Genomic DNA, 15,482 nt, shown 5'->3' with positions numbered 1-15,482 from the left:
CCAGACTTACTTTTTCGTTAATCGTTCACGCATACTAAAGCCTAAATCAATTATACCTAAGATTCTTACAAGATAAAGTATGATTGGAAGAAACAGGCTCGAAATCACCACTATGATGGGTAATGTCTTTGAGAGTTTCTTTACATACGTATAATAAAAAACAAATGAAATTCCTTGAATGACTAATAACAATTGCAAAATATAAAATATGTTATAAACCGCTAAATGCCCAAAGCTACCTGGTTCTAATTTTATGAACATGAATAAAGACACACCTAAGTAATACCAAATAAGACTTTTAGGTAACATCCATTCGCGAAACGGTTTAATTGAATTAACTTTGATGTTTAAACGCCTCATAATTGGCACTGAAACTACATGAAATAAAAAAGGAAACAACGCCGCTATACTTGCAATTATACTTGGGATTAAATATTGCATATTAGCAAGCTGTTCCTCAAACTCGTTAATTGCCTCTTTATTTGCTTCCTGACCCAATGAGGAAAGGAGTGACTGAGATTGCTCTGAAGAATTCTTAAATAAAGCAATTGCCTCTTGGAATGGGTCGAATGAAAAAAAAGCAACAGCCGCTATATAGACGAGAACAATACTAATTAAAAAAGCAATTGCTCCTCCAATTATAGCCCCACTTGATTGGTTTTTTTCATAAAAGTACCCCATCACAATCCCACAAATAGCACAAATTATTGCAAGTGGTAAAGCAACTAAAGAACCAACTAATATGGTAAGTAAAATTCCTCCAATAAGTAAAGTAAGGGACAGTTTAACACCATGCCTTATGGTAAATAAAATAAAAGGCAATGGTAACACGAACATTAACAAGCCACCGATAATTGGAACATACAGGGTTATTAACAGAAATAGTGTGAATAAAGCCAATAAAATAGCACCTTCTGTTAGAACATGTGCCTTCTTCAAACTTTCACCTCATTCTTCATCATCATGCCTATTTTAACAACAAAGTCTTTAAAATTAAAGTACCCTCTAAGGTGAGACGGCTTAACATCAAAGTCTCTTGCTATTCTTTTCGGCATACATTTTACATTTTATGTGTAAATAAAAACGCAGTAAGGAGAACCTCACTGCGTTTTTTTGCATTTCATATGCTTATTCACCAGTAACGTATGGTAATAAAGCCATTGTACGAGAACGTTTAATTGCAACAGTTAATTTACGTTGGTATTTCGCGCTTGTACCTGTTACACGACGTGGTAAAATTTTACCGCGTTCTGATACGAATTTTTTTAGTAAGTCGATATCTTTATAATCGATGTGTGTAATGCCGTTTGAAGTAAAGAAACACACTTTACGACGTTTAGCACGTCCACCTCTGCGAGCACCTGCCATGAATTTCGCCTCCTCTGCTTCTAATTTTGTTAAGGATAAGAAAGGATATCTTTTTACCAAAATTAAATTTTGGCATTCAGATATACCCTTATGTTTAGTTTAGAACGGTAAGTCATCATCCGAGATATCAATAGGCTTTCCATCATTTGCAAATGGATCGTTATCAAAGCTTGTACGCTCTTGATTACGCTGACTTTGATTCTGATTCTGATTTTGATTCTGATCTGAACCGAAAGGATTTTGGCCGCCTTGGTTACCACCAAAGTTCGTATTGTTATTATTATTGCTATTGTAGTTGTTGTTACCTCCGCCGCTACTACCTTTTGGCTCTAAGAATTGGACGCTTTCTGCAACAACCTCTGTTACATAAACGCGCTTACCTGTCTGGTCCTCATAACTACGTGATTGCAATCGCCCATCAACACCTGCTAAGCTTCCCTTTTTCAAGAAATTAGCAACGTTTTCAGCGGGTCGGCGCCAAACTACACAGTTAAGAAAATCAGCTTCTTTTTCACCCTGATTATTTGTAAACGAACGATTTACAGCTAGTGTAAAAGTGGCAACAGCTACCCCACTTGGTGTGTAACGCAGCTCAGGATCTTTTGTTAGTCTTCCGACTAGTACAACTCGATTCAACATCAGAACCATCCTTTTCCAAATAACATTTATATCTAAAAGATTAGTTTTCTTTTTTAGTAACCATGTGACGAATGATATCTTCGCTGATCTTTGCTAAGCGGTCAAATTCTTGAACTGCTACAGCTTCAGAACCAACTTGTATGAGCATGTAGTAACCGTCACGGAAATCATTGATTTCATAAGCTAAACGACGTTTTCCCCACTCTTTTGCTTCTGTAACTTCCGCACCATTGTCGGCTAAAACGTTGTTAAAACGTTCTACTAAAGCTTTTCTAGCTTCATCTTCAATGTTTGGGCGGATGATATACATAATTTCGTATTTTCTCATCATCTTACACCTCCTTTTGGTCTAAACGGCCCGCATTTGGGCAAGGAGCAATTTATAAAATTACTCACAAGTTAGAATTATACTAAAAAAACCTAAAAAAAGCAAGAGTTTAAACATTAAATCGGAAATGGATTACATCTCCGTCTAGAACAAAATACTCTTTACCTTCAAGACGAACCTTTCCTGCCTCACGAGCAGCGCCCATTGATTGAGCAGATAGAAGGTCTTCATAAGAAACGATTTCTGCGCGGATAAAACCTCTTTCAAAGTCTGTGTGTATGATTCCAGCGCATTGCGGGGCCTTCATACCCTTTTTAAATGTCCATGCTCTTACCTCTTGCACGCCTGCCGTAAAATAAGTAGCTAAACCAAGTAAATGGTATGAGGCTTTGATTAATTGATCTAATCCCGATTCCTCGATGCCTAATTCTTCTAAGAACATCGTCTTTTCTTCGCCTTCTAATTCAGCAATTTCTGATTCGATTTTTGCACAGATAACAATTACCTCTGCACCTTCATTTGCTGCATATTCGCGAACTCGCTCTACATATTGGTTATCTGCTGCCTCAGCTATCTCATCTTCTCCAACATTGGCCACATAAAGAATAGGCTTACTTGTTAAAAGATGTAGCTGTTTCACAAGCTTTAATTGCTCTTCATTAAAGTCAACAGAACGAGCAGGCTGTTCCTCTTCGAAAGCATCTTTCAATTTTACTAGTATTTCATGTTCAGAAGCAGCTGCTTTATCCTTTTGTTTTGCTAACTTTGCAACGCGGTCTATGCGCTTCTCAACTGTTTCAAAATCAGCTAGAATTAGCTCTAAGTTAATCGTTTCAATGTCAGAGATTGGGTCAACTTTTCCTGAAACATGTGTAATATTATCGTCAGCAAAGCAACGTACAACATGACAAATTGCATCTACTTGACGGATATGAGAAAGGAATTTATTTCCTAATCCTTCACCTTTGCTTGCACCCTTTACAATTCCTGCAATATCGGTAAATTCAAATGCAGTTGGAACTGTTTTTTTAGGTTTTACTAGCTCGGTTAGCTTTTGTAAGCGATCATCAGGCACTTCTACAATTCCGACGTTTGGGTCGATTGTGCAAAATGGATAATTTGCAGATTCAGCACCTGCTTGTGTAATTGCATTAAATAACGTTGACTTTCCTACGTTCGGAAGACCAACTATACCAGCTGTTAAGGCCATACTTCCACTCCTACTCAATAACAATAAAGTTTGTCCGTTTTCTTATCAGTCTTCAACAATTATAGTTACTAATACATTAAAAAACAAGCTCAATTCCTGGATAAGAAAACAAGCGTTTTAGTTAATGAGTGAAAAGTTCCATAAAACTTTACTCCACTCACTATACAAGAGTTTATTTTTAAGTGCAAAAAGAGAAAATCAAGAAATGAAACTTGACTTTCTCTTTATTTTAGAATTTCTATGTTTACCAAGCAATCATATAAAACACTGCCTAAGCCATTGTCAGATTCTCCATCTGGCGTCAATAAATTGACAGTCCCTCCAAACTTATGCCACTGACCTTCATCAACATTGATTGTTCTCGGATGTGCTTGTTTTAACAATTTAGCAGTTCCTTCTAATCTACCTCGATCGTTAAAAATGAGAACTTTATCGTTTTCTGAAATTCCTTTTTCAAGAGCAATATCAGCTGAAATTTCAATTTTAACATTTTGCAAACTTTCTATTATCGGGTAATGCTGAGAGTGATTTGATCTCATCGGGTGTATCGAAAGCAAATTATATGGATATTTTTCTGAAAGAGAAGGATTCGAAAACCTAGACTCAGATGGAAGTAATAATTTTAATAACCCATCATATCCCTTTTTTACTGCCGTTTCTGATGTGAATTCATATTTCCCACTAGGAGTAAGGAATGTTTTGTTTTCCCATGGAACATGATCAACTGGAAGCGGTAGTCGCTTTTCCTTTTTAAGCCTTTCTAGTGTTAAGCCATGCTTTTCTAAGTCCTGTAAACCCATTCTTAGAAACTCATCACTAGTGTAATCAAATTCTTTTCCAAACCCCAGCCGTTTTGCAAGCTCTGTCCATATCCATTGATCAGATTTTGCTTCACCCTGAGGTTCAACTAGCTTTTCACCATAATTCATATAGTGATGATACATCGATGCGTAGTAAATATCCTCGTCTTCAAACACGGTTGTTGTAGGCAGAACGTAATCTGCCATTTCCGCAGTATCCGTTAAGAAGTGATCGACTACAACTAGGGTATCAACCGACTGAAATGCCTCTCTGACTCGATTAGAGTCTGGAACTTATGTGAGTGGATTTCCGCATGTCACAAAGATCATTTTAATCTCTGGATTTTTTGCACCTAGGATAGACTCCGCTTGTTTCATCATTGTGAAATGTCTAGAAGCCCATTTCCTTTTCGGCAAAGTAAGTTGTTCCATTTGAAAGCTTTGGCCAACTTGAAGGTTTCCAAAATTAGCTCCACCACCACGGATACCAAGGTTCCCACTAATTGCAACGAGTGCATCAATTAAGCGAATTGTATTTCCACCATTAGAGTAACGCTGCATTCCAAGCCCCATAAGAGTTGACACCGGTCGATCTTTATATATGTCTCTTAAAACAATAAAATCATCTATTGTTATTTCTGTTTTCTCTACTATTTCCTCTATCGAAATTGTCTGCATTAGGTCCAGTAAATCCTCGAAGCCAACTGTATGTTTCTTGATAAATTCTTGATCTTCTAACCCATCATTCACAAGTAGCTTCATAATCCCTAACGCTAGCAAACCATCCATTCCAGGTTTAAGAGAGATATACCGATCTGCAATTTTAGCTGTTGCGTTAAAAATGGGGTCAATTACAGTTATCGTCGTTCCCCGCTTTTTTACTTCTTGAAGATGATGAAATAAATGCATATTCGTTCTAGCAACATTTCTTCCCCATACCACCACATGCTTACTATGGTAAATATCGTCTGGTGCGTGACTGTAGGAGCTACCAAAGTCCCATGTTTGAGCTTCGATACCCGCTCCCCAACAAATACTGCCGATTAATTCTGTCCCTCCTCCATAACAATTGAAGAACCGCTTGTCTAAATTTTTAAGTAGTCCGCTATTTGCATAATCATGACTATGCAAAACAGCAGTTGGCCCATATTCATCTTTGATTATTGACATTTTCTGCGAAATTTCATCTAATGCTTGATCCCAGGAAATTTGCTGAAACACTCCATTTACTTTTTTCATAGGGTGTAAAAGCCGATCAGCTGAGTTTGTTTTTGCCTCTAGCATTCTACCTCGACCACAAATTTTCCCCTGAGTGATCGGGTGGTCTTGATCACCATCTATTTTTGTTACCTTATTGTCTTCCACAGTAACTTCAAATCCACAGCTATCCCAACAATTTAAAGGGCATGCAGATTTGTATACGATTTTACTCAACGTATGCTCACCCTTCTTCCCCAATGCAGATCTATTCCTCTATGTGTTTCACCAATATTTTTTTTATTTTTCTGGAAAATTCTCTTCTTGGGAGCATCACACTATGTCCGCATCCTTCACACTTAATTCGAACATCCATCCCCATTCTGATTACTTTCCAACAATTCACACCACATGGATGAGGTTTTTTCATCTCAACTACATCATTTAGACCAAATTCCTTTTCAATCATTAAAAAACCCCCTTCTAACTCACGTCTTCTTTTCGGTTAAACATCACAATTCGTGGATATGGAATTTCAATTCCGTGTTCATCAAGTCTAATCTTAACTTCCTTGCGAATCATACGCGAAATGTGGACGTGTCTCATTGGTTCAACTTCACAAACCACTCGAAGTACAACTTCAGAAGCTGCTAAGTTTTGTACACCTAATAGCTCAGGTGGAAGTACAATGTCTTCATACTTTTCTGGTAGTTCTAGTAATAACTCTCGAATGACTCTTTCGATCTCTGGAATGTTTCCTTCATATGCAACACTTATATCAACAACTGCAATACTATTATGAATGGAGAAATTTGTTACCTCTACAATACTACCATTCGGTAAAATATGAAGTTCACCTGTCCAATTTTTAATTTTTGTCGTACGGAGTCCAATTTCCTCTACATATCCTTCAAAGCTTCCCACTTTGATATAATCACCGACTGAAAATTGGTCTTCAAAAATAATGAAGAAACCGGTAATTATATCTTTTACAAGACTTTGTGCCCCAAATCCGATAGCTAATCCTAAAATTCCCGCTCCAGCTAGTAAAGCACCAATTTCTATTGTTAATGTTTCTAATGTCATAATGATGGCAATAAAAAAAATCACATACGTTAAGACATTTTCCAATAACTTTGATAACGTATTCTCTCTTCTTTCAGATACATTCAGTGGTGACTTTGTTCGAAACAAGAAGATGTTTTTTATCGCCACTTTTCCAATTCGAATAAAAAGACCTGATATCAGAATAATGAAGAAGATCTTTAGGATGCCTTGTCCAAGATTTATCCAGAGTTGGACATTGCTAATATAGTCATATAGTTGATTCCATAACTTCTCAATCAATTGCAAATTCTATCACCTTACTTTTCCTAATTTAACAATCTAACAACAATTCCTATTTATCCGAGCCAAATGGGAATAACCATAATGACTCCTTATCCACTCTATTTCTATATTAACAAGTTTTCACTAGCTTTTGTAGCGATTCGTGATTGGAAATAATAAGATTGTTACAAGCAAGTAGAGATTGATCAATCCATATAATGGATATAAAAAGGATACTAGCGTAGAAAAACCAAATTGTGTAAATGGAATCATCATTAGAACGAGAACTAGAGCCATAAGCCAGAATGGGACACTTAGAACTTGGTTAAACCTTGAAACCAGTCCAAATATTCCTGAGACGGCAGTTGTATATATGGCTAACCAAAGCATAAGTGACATAAATAGAAATACCGTAAATGGTGCACCCTTTAAAATAGCAAATAAGGGAATTTCATACTCTGAGAGATAGTCTGCCATTTGCACAAGAGTTTCATTATATATAAATGAAATGACACCAAGAACAATTCCACTCCCTATACTTGCAATCTTTGCCTCGCCTAACCCCTTTATTTCTTTTCCAATGGCTGACAAAACTGCTATCACAGGCAATATATTTAATGAAGTAAATGTAAGGGCTGCAGGCCAATTATACTGATTATTTAAATCTAACACCCATGCGTGATGATGTGAAAGATTAAAAGACATAAGTGCATAAAGCAATCCGAAAATCAGCATTGGAATGATTAGAGCATTTAATTGAATGATTCCCTTCGTATTTTTAAAAAACAAAGATACGAGTAAGATACAAAAAATGGTGATTCCCAACCAATAAGGCACTGTAAATACTTCTAAAGTAGCCCCTCCTCCTGCAATCATTACCACTGTCGTCGTAAAAAGATATAAAACAATTAGTATGTCATACACATATGCCAGCTTCGTTCCAACCAATCGATCGATCACTGGAAAAAAATTATCAGAACGCTCTTCATAGCTAATTTTCATAATAACATATGTTGCAATACTGAAGATTAACGTAAAGATAAAAATAGCTAGTCCACTTTCAAAGCCGAAGAATTGCCAGATTTCTCGTCCAGATGCATACCCTGCTCCAATAATTGTTCCTAATATCAAAAACATCCACTTAAATCCCGATTTAACCATTTTCCCACCTCTTTATTGCTTTCAATTAGAATCCGGATGTATAGAAATGAATATAGTTCCGTATACTGTTACTACTATGACGTGGGAGTGAATTCTATGAATCTGAAATCCGGGATTTTTCAAGCTGATAAAGAGCAAAATCGAATACATTATGAGAGCCACGATGCCGTTCAGCACTTATCTTCCTCGATCAATCAACATCTTCCTAGACTATTAGTAAGACCCATTGTCATTGTTTGTATCGGCACGGATCGCTCGACTGGGGATTGCTTAGGTCCATTGGTTGGTACCAACTTAAAAAGTCAACTTTCGCATTTTCATATATATGGAACCTTAGAGGAGCCTGTACATGCTGTTAATTTAGAAGAGACGTTAACACTTATCCAAGAGAGGTATCGGTATCCTTTTATCATTGCCGTTGACGCTTGCTTAGGAAGGATGAAAAGCGTCGGGTACCTTCAGGTCGGCCATGGACCAATCAAGCCTGGCGCTGGTGTAAATAAAGTGTTACCTGATGTTGGTGATATTCATATTACCGGGGTGGTAAATGTGAGCGGATTTATGGAGTTTTTTGTTTTACAAAACACTCGCCTTCACCTAGTCATGGGTATGGCAAATTCAATTTCTCAAGCGATAATTGAAGCCGAACAAACTTATTTAGAAAAACGGAGAACATTAAAAGAAAAATGGTTAATCCGAGTAGATGCACTGAATTAAATGAACAGCATTAAAAAAGCGCAAGCGCCTTGGTCAGCCTTATGACCTCGAGGCAGTTACAACCGCGACCGTCCTGTTGCTGTAACTGCACTAGCACGTCCTGTGCGTCGGAGCTGGAATTGCGATACGCAGACTTAGTATCAAATTTCATATACTATCTTATATGTTAAAAAAAACCACCTTACAGATGGTCCTCTGACTAAGTCGGTTATGTATTAAATAAAATATTGAAAAAGTACAATTACACACACAATGAGCAAGCTCGGTAATAAATTCGCTACACGAATTTGTTTAATTCCTAACATATTTATACCAATAGCAAAGATGAGCACTCCACCAGTAGCGGTTAGTTCTGCAATTAATCTTTCAAGTAAAGGTTCTGACAAGTATTGATGAATTACATTTGCAAAGATTGCAATTCCACCTTGGTAGAGAAATACAGGTACTGCGGAAAAAAGTACACCAACACCTAAAGTACTAGCTAAAACCATACTAGTAAAACCATCAATCATTGACTTTGTTAATAAAACTGAATGATCCTGTCGCAACCCGCTATCTAGAGCGCCAATTATAGCCATTGCACCTACTACAAAAATAAGAGTTGCGGAAACAAAGCCCTGTGCTATATTTCCATTCTGCTTGTTTCCCAATTTCCTTTCAAGGAAGTTACCAACTCCGTGAAGATGATCTTCTATTCTCATCCATTCCCCAATTACTGCCCCCACTACTAAACTAACAATAACAATAAAAAAGTCGTTACTCTTCAATGCCATGTCAAGACCAAGAACAATTACAGCCAAACCAATTGCAACCATCACCGTTTGTTTCATAGGATCTGGAATTCTTCTTAACAAAAGCCCAATTAAAGTTCCGATAACTATACCTATTGCATTAACCAAACTCCCAAATAAAACCAAGATATTCACACCTTTTCATTAAGAAAAACCACCTAGTTTCCAAGATGGTTTTCAATTTCCATATTTTCAGCAAGATACGTAAGATTTAACTTAATAATTCTAAAATACGTTCTAAGTCATCCTTCGAGAAGAACTCAATCTCTATTTTCCCTTTTTTCTTCTGCTGTTTAATCGTAACAGATGTTCCAAAATAGTCTCGTAGATGAGATTCACGATCTCTAATGAATATATCCTTTTCAACTTTCCTCTTTGTTTCACGTGAAACATTTTCGTTAAGTTGTTGAACAATTTGTTCTACTTGTCGAACATTTAATTGCTCACGAATGATCTTATCCACTAGTACATTTAATTTATCTTTTTTCTTTAAGCCAAGTAAGGTTCGTCCGTGACCCATTGTTAATTTACCATCAGAGATAAGAGTTTGTATAGGTAGTGGCAAGGTAAGTAGTCTCAAATGATTTGCAATATGGGGTCTACTTTTCCCTAATCTTTTAGCAAGTTCTTCTTGGGTAAAGTTTAATTGATGCAATAACGTTTGATAAGCTTGAGCTTCTTCAATTGGTGTTAAATCTTCACGTTGAAGGTTCTCCAACAAAGCCAGTTCCATCATTTGTTGCTCTGTTAACTCACGCACAACAGCTGGAATAGCTGCTAACTTTGCTTCTTTTGCTGCTCGAAAACGACGTTCTCCGACAACAATTTCAAAGCCCCTAATACTTTTCCTAACGATAATTGGCTGTAGAACACCATGTTGCAGAATAGACTCTTTTAACTCTGAGATAGATTCTTTATTAAAAGTTTTTCTTGGTTGATAAGGGTTTGGGCGTAAATCACCAATCTTAACTTCCTGAACGGCTTCTTCTTTGCCGACCTCAATGTTTGTAAATAAAGCATTAATCCCTTTTCCTAATCCTTTAGCCATTCACAACCACTTCCTTTGCCAAATCTAGATACACTTCTGCTCCTCTTGACCTTGGATCGTAAATAATAATTGGCTGTCCATGACTTGGTGCTTCGCTCAGTCGAATGTTTCGAGGGATAATCGTCTTATACACTTTGTCTTGAAAGTATTTTTTCACTTCTTCAATTACCTGAATACCAAGATTCGTTCGTGCATCAAGCATGGTTAAAAGTACGCCTTCTATCATTAAGTCAGTGTTTAAATGTTTTTGAACAAGTCTCACTGTATTTAATAATTGACTAAGTCCTTCTAACGCGTAGTACTCACATTGAACCGGAATAAGAACAGCATCTGATGCAGTTAAAGCATTAATTGTTAATAGACCTAATGATGGAGGACAATCTATAATCATGTAATCATATTGATGTTTTACTGTTTCTAATGCTCGCTTTAATCTAACCTCACGAGAAATAGTAGGAACAAGCTCAATCTCTGCGCCCGCTAATTGAATCGTTGCAGGAATTACATCTAAATTTTCGACTGCTGTCGGTTTAATAACTTTCTTTACGTCCACATCTTCTACTAAAATATCATAAATGCAATATTCCACATCTGCTTTTTCTACACCGATACCACTAGTAGCATTTCCTTGTGGGTCAACATCGACGAGAAGTACTCGTTTTCCGATATATGCTAAGCAAGCACCCAAATTGACAGATGTCGTCGTCTTACCGACCCCACCTTTTTGGTTTGCGATGGCAATAATTTTTCCCACGATGTCACCTGCTTTCATTAAACATGAAATCTATTATTTTTTTATTTTATCATGAAAAGAGTGGAAACGTTTGAACTTTTTCTTTTTTATCGAATATTGTCAAAAAAAGCGCGGGGCGCCTTGGTCAGCCTTAGGCATAGCATAAGGCGATTCTAAATAGAAGGTGTTCTTAGCCTTCAATTTAGAATTAATTTATGACCTCGAGGCAGTCAAAAACGCGAGTCCTGTCGCACTGACTGCACTAGCACGTCCTGTGCGTGGGAGCTTGACTTGCGAAACGCATACTAATTCTAAAATTATATAAGTTCTGATATTACAAAAGTAAAAATTTAAGAATCTCAAACTTCCTTAGAGGCTAGGCACGGAGCAACAAAGTTAAAGCCTTACAATTTTATATTTCAAGGTAAAAAAAATAGACTGCACCAAAAGTAACAAAATACTTTTACTACAATCTTCTATTAGCATATTAGTCTACTTTGGAATTTTAATTGTAAATTGAATATACTCTTCAAATTCTTCTTCTTCAGTATTTATTTTAACGCCGCTATCTACGACCATTGTTAAGGATTGACGAATTGTATTCATGGCAATCCGCGTATCACGACTGAATGCTTTTCGTTTAGGTTTAGGTTTTTCCTGTGTTTTTTCAAGTAAGCGAACAACTCTGTCCTCTGTTTGTTTTACATTCAAGTGCTTATCTATAATATCTTCCAATAGCTTAGTCTGAAGCTCTGGATTTTTTAGAGGAATAAGTGCGCGTGCGTGTCGTTCTGTAATTATCTTCTGCAATAATGCATCTTGAACGTCTTGAGGTAGCTTTAATAAACGCAATTTATTAGCAACGGTTGATTGACCTTTACCGAGCCGTTGTGCAAGTGCTTCTTGGGTTAACTCATGTAGTTCTAATAATTTTGCATAGGCAACCGCCTCTTCAATGGAAGATAGCTCTTCTCTTTGAAGGTTTTCAATTAATGCTACACTTGCTGTTTCTCTGTCATTAAAGTCTTTAACAATAGCGGGAATTACATCCCACCCTAACTTTGTTACAGCTCTCCAACGTCTTTCTCCTGCAATTAGTTCATATTTTTCATCAACTTTTCGAACAACGATTGGTTGGATAATTCCATGGGTATGAATCGTTAACGCTAGCTCTTCAATTTTTTCATCCGAAAAGATTGATCTAGGCTGAAAACGATTTGGAACAATATCTTTAATAGGAATTCTCTTAACTTCCTCTTGTTCTTCTTGTTCAGACTCTTCAACAACAACTTCTTGTTTTGCCTCTATAACTACTTCTTCTGCCTCTTCTTTTTCCCCCAAGCCAAAAAAACGAGAGAATGGATGCTTCATGAGCCTACACCACCTTTAGAAACTACCAATTTTATATTCTCCTTCACGATCCCTTTTTCCTGCTTCTAAGTAGAAAGTAACGATAAATGTTTCACGTGGAACATTTATTCAATAGGCATCTTGTTCGGCGTCCCTGGTTTACGTGGATATTTATTAGGAGTTGCCTTCACTTTATCAATGATTATAATTGATCTTTCGCTTTTTTCAATCGGTAATTCAAATGAATGAACTTCTTTTAGCGCTCCGCCTAATGTATTGACTGCTTTTTCAGCACCTGTTATCTCCTCTGATGCAGAGGCAGCTTTCATTGCAATGAAATGACCCTTTTGCTTCACGAGTGGTATGCATAATTCACAAAGAACAGATAGTCTTGCCACCGCTCTTGCTGTTACTACGTCATAAGACTCTCTATGTTCTTTATTAATAGCAAAGGTTTCAGCTCGGTCATGAAATAGAGAAACATTTTGTAGACCAAGTTGTCCTGATAAATGTGAAAGAAAGGTTATTCTTTTTTGCAAGGAATCTACGATTGAAATTTCTAAATGCGGAAAACATATTTTAATTGGTAAGCTTGGAAAACCAGCACCAGCACCAACATCGCACAGTGATAAAGGTTTCGTGAAATCAAAATAAAAAACTGCCGATATAGAGTCATAAAAATGTTTTAAATACACTTCTTTTTTCTCAGTAATAGATGTCAAATTCATTTTTCCATTCCACTCAACTAGTAAACGGAAATAAGTATCGAATTGATCCATTTGAGTTGGAGAAAGGATAATCCCCTTCTCCTCTAAACTAGATTGAAATAATTCTGTATCCATTTTCAGTACCTTTCTTTTATGACTTCATTCCTATCTTCTTGTTTACATTTAGATAGGGGAAAAATTTACTGATTCGATACACGTGCTATTTTTCCCTGTTCTATATAGACAAGTAATATTGATACATCTGCAGGATTCACACCTGAAATACGAGCTGCTTGAGCGACAGATAATGGTCTGACCTCTTTTAGTTTTTGACGCGCTTCGTTAGCTAAGCTCGAAATAGCATCATAATCAATATTTTCCGGTATTTTTTTATTTTCCATTTTTTTCACTTTTTCAACTTGTTGTAGTGATTTTTCGATATAACCTTCATATTTCACCTGAATTTCTACTTGCTCGGCTACATCTGGGTCCATCAGTTCTTCGGCTGGAACTAGTTGCTGAATGTGATCATAGTTCATTTCGGGTCTTTTTAATAAATCAGATGCTTTGATTCCATCTTTAAGCTCACTACCACCTGCAGAACGAATCAGCTCTTGTGTTTTCTCTGTAGGTTTAATAATGGTCATTGTTAATCGAATTTTCTCATTTTCTATTGCTTCTTTTTTAAGTAAAAATCTATTATACCTCTCTTCAGGTATAAGACCGATCTTCTTACCTACTTCTGTTAATCGCAGATCAGCATTATCATGGCGAAGTAGTAAACGGTATTCAGCGCGAGACGTTAATAGACGATATGGTTCATTTGTACCTTTTGTGACTAAATCATCTATGAGTACACCGATATAAGCGTCAGATCGACTTAAAATGAGTTCTTCTTTTCCAAGTGCCTTCCTGGCTGCATTAATTCCTGCCATAATACCTTGACCAGCTGCTTCCTCATAGCCAGACGTACCATTTATCTGTCCTGCAGAATATAATCCTGAGACTTTTTTCGTTTCTAAAGTTGGCCAAAGCTGCGTGGGAACAATTGCGTCATACTCAATCGCATAGCCCGCCCTCATCATTTGCGCATTTTCTAGACCAGGAATACTTCTCAAAATTTCATGTTGTACTTCTTCAGGTAGACTTGTTGACAGTCCTTGAACATAGACTTCCTGAGTATTTCTTCCTTCTGGTTCTAAGAAGATTTGGTGCCTTGGCTTATCGTTAAAGCGGACTACCTTATCTTCAATGGATGGACAATAACGAGGACCCGTACCTTTAATCATTCCTGAATACATTGGTGAACGATGAAGGTTATTATCAATAATTTGATGTGTTTTTTCACTCGTATAGGTTAACCAACAAGGTAATTGATCTGTAATGTATTTAGTCGTTTCATACGAAAATGCTCGAGGCTTTTCATCGCCTGGTTGAATCTCCGTTTTACTGTAATCAATAGAGTGACTATTTACTCGTGGTGGAGTTCCTGTTTTAAACCGCACTAAGTCAAAACCTAATTCACTAAGGTGTTCAGATAACTTAATGGAAGGTTGTTGATTGTTTGGACCACTTGAATAATTTAATTCACCAAGAATAATTTTTCCTTTTAAGAAAGTACCAGTTGTGATGACAACGGTTTTAGAGTGGTATTCTGCACCTGTTTGTGTAACAACACCCTTACATACGTTTTCTTCTACAATTAAGTTCTCAACCATTCCTTGTAATAGAGTAATATTCGGTTCATTTTCAAGTGTTTTCTTCATTTCATGTTGATATGAGAATTTGTCAGCTTGTGCTCTTAGGGCTCGTACAGCTGGACCTTTCCCTGTATTCAACATTCTCATCTGAATATGTGTTTTATCAATATTTCTTGCCATTTCTCCGCCTAAAGCATCAATTTCTCTTACCACGATGCCTTTTGCAGGACCTCCTACTGAGGGGTTACAAGGCATAAATGCAACCATATCTAAGTTAATAGTTAATACAAGTGTTTTTGCACCAATTCTTGCCGAAGCAAGCGCTGCTTCACAGCCTGCATGACCAGCACCTATAATGATGACATCAAAATTTCCTGCATGATAGCCCATTTTATAACCTCCTT

General features: G+C 36.8%; 15 protein-coding genes and 1 pseudogene. 1 reads left to right on the top strand and 15 read right to left on the bottom strand.

Annotated features, from left to right (window positions below; translation table 11 throughout):
• Positions 1–6: 6 nt before the first annotated feature.
• From ACFFIX_RS16835 to ACFFIX_RS16795, 9 genes and pseudogenes are all read right to left on the bottom strand, one after another.
• Entirely contained in the window at positions 7–939 is a 933-nt protein-coding gene (locus ACFFIX_RS16835; RefSeq protein WP_378936028.1) for a YybS family protein, read from the bottom strand.
• Between the two features lie 189 nt (positions 940–1,128).
• On the bottom strand, positions 1,129–1,368 hold the full coding sequence (rpsR, locus tag ACFFIX_RS16830; protein WP_378936026.1) for a 30S ribosomal protein S18: 240 nt from the start codon (positions 1,366–1,368) through the stop codon (positions 1,129–1,131).
• 99 nt (positions 1,369–1,467) lie between these two features.
• Entirely contained in the window at positions 1,468–2,007 is a 540-nt protein-coding gene (gene ssb / locus ACFFIX_RS16825) for a single-stranded DNA-binding protein (RefSeq protein ID WP_378936024.1), read from the bottom strand.
• 40 nt (positions 2,008–2,047) lie between these two features.
• Positions 2,048–2,335, bottom strand: coding sequence for a 30S ribosomal protein S6 (rpsF, locus tag ACFFIX_RS16820; RefSeq protein WP_378936022.1), 288 nt, complete (start codon positions 2,333–2,335; stop codon positions 2,048–2,050).
• A gap of 109 nt (positions 2,336–2,444) precedes the next feature.
• Positions 2,445–3,545: a redox-regulated ATPase YchF gene (gene ychF / locus ACFFIX_RS16815; RefSeq protein WP_378936020.1), complete on the bottom strand. Its 1,101-nt coding sequence runs from the start codon at positions 3,543–3,545 to the stop codon at positions 2,445–2,447.
• Positions 3,546–3,769: 224 nt separating this feature from the next.
• A pseudogene (locus ACFFIX_RS16810) lies at positions 3,770–5,779 on the bottom strand (molybdopterin-dependent oxidoreductase).
• A gap of 31 nt (positions 5,780–5,810) precedes the next feature.
• A complete protein-coding gene (locus tag ACFFIX_RS16805; RefSeq protein WP_378936018.1) occupies positions 5,811–6,011 on the bottom strand; it encodes a DUF951 domain-containing protein in 201 nt (66 codons plus the stop codon).
• Between the two features lie 14 nt (positions 6,012–6,025).
• Positions 6,026–6,895 carry a mechanosensitive ion channel family protein gene (locus ACFFIX_RS16800; RefSeq protein WP_378936016.1) on the bottom strand — a complete coding sequence of 290 codons (870 nt, stop codon included), beginning with the start codon at positions 6,893–6,895 and terminating at the stop codon, positions 6,026–6,028.
• A 120-nt stretch (positions 6,896–7,015) separates the two neighbouring features.
• Positions 7,016–8,032, bottom strand: a complete 1,017-nt coding sequence (locus ACFFIX_RS16795) for a YkvI family membrane protein (RefSeq protein WP_378936014.1) — start codon at positions 8,030–8,032, stop codon at positions 7,016–7,018.
• Between the two features lie 96 nt (positions 8,033–8,128).
• Here ACFFIX_RS16795 and yyaC point away from each other — a divergent pair, with 96 nt between their 5' ends.
• A complete protein-coding gene (gene yyaC / locus ACFFIX_RS16790) occupies positions 8,129–8,749 on the top strand; it encodes a spore protease YyaC (RefSeq protein WP_378936012.1) in 621 nt (206 codons plus the stop codon).
• Positions 8,750–8,964: 215 nt separating this feature from the next.
• Here the strand turns inward: yyaC and ACFFIX_RS16785 are convergent, their stop codons facing one another.
• The 6 genes from ACFFIX_RS16785 to mnmG form a co-directional block, all read right to left on the bottom strand.
• A complete protein-coding gene (locus ACFFIX_RS16785; RefSeq protein WP_378936010.1) occupies positions 8,965–9,666 on the bottom strand; it encodes a DUF554 domain-containing protein in 702 nt (233 codons plus the stop codon).
• Positions 9,667–9,751: 85 nt separating this feature from the next.
• Positions 9,752–10,588, bottom strand: a complete 837-nt coding sequence (locus ACFFIX_RS16780; RefSeq protein ID WP_378936008.1) for a ParB/RepB/Spo0J family partition protein — start codon at positions 10,586–10,588, stop codon at positions 9,752–9,754.
• Entirely contained in the window at positions 10,581–11,342 is a 762-nt protein-coding gene (locus ACFFIX_RS16775) for a ParA family protein (RefSeq protein WP_378936006.1), read from the bottom strand. Before ACFFIX_RS16775 ends, ACFFIX_RS16780 begins: the two co-directional genes overlap by 8 nt.
• A 471-nt stretch (positions 11,343–11,813) precedes the next feature.
• A complete protein-coding gene (gene noc, locus ACFFIX_RS16770; RefSeq protein ID WP_378936004.1) occupies positions 11,814–12,692 on the bottom strand; it encodes a nucleoid occlusion protein in 879 nt (292 codons plus the stop codon).
• 104 nt (positions 12,693–12,796) lie between these two features.
• Complete coding sequence (gene rsmG, locus ACFFIX_RS16765; RefSeq protein ID WP_378936002.1) at positions 12,797–13,513, bottom strand: 16S rRNA (guanine(527)-N(7))-methyltransferase RsmG; 717 nt, start codon at positions 13,511–13,513, stop codon at positions 12,797–12,799.
• Positions 13,514–13,578: 65 nt separating this feature from the next.
• Complete coding sequence (gene mnmG / locus ACFFIX_RS16760; RefSeq protein WP_378936000.1) at positions 13,579–15,468, bottom strand: tRNA uridine-5-carboxymethylaminomethyl(34) synthesis enzyme MnmG; 1,890 nt, start codon at positions 15,466–15,468, stop codon at positions 13,579–13,581.
• Positions 15,469–15,482 lie beyond the last annotated feature (14 nt).

The sequence above is a fragment of the Metabacillus herbersteinensis genome (genome assembly GCF_042433335.1).
Classification (GTDB): domain Bacteria; phylum Bacillota; class Bacilli; order Bacillales; family Bacillaceae; genus Metabacillus; species Metabacillus herbersteinensis.
Note: the sequence above shows the minus strand (reverse complement) of the source record. Positions and strands in the feature narration are given on the sequence as shown.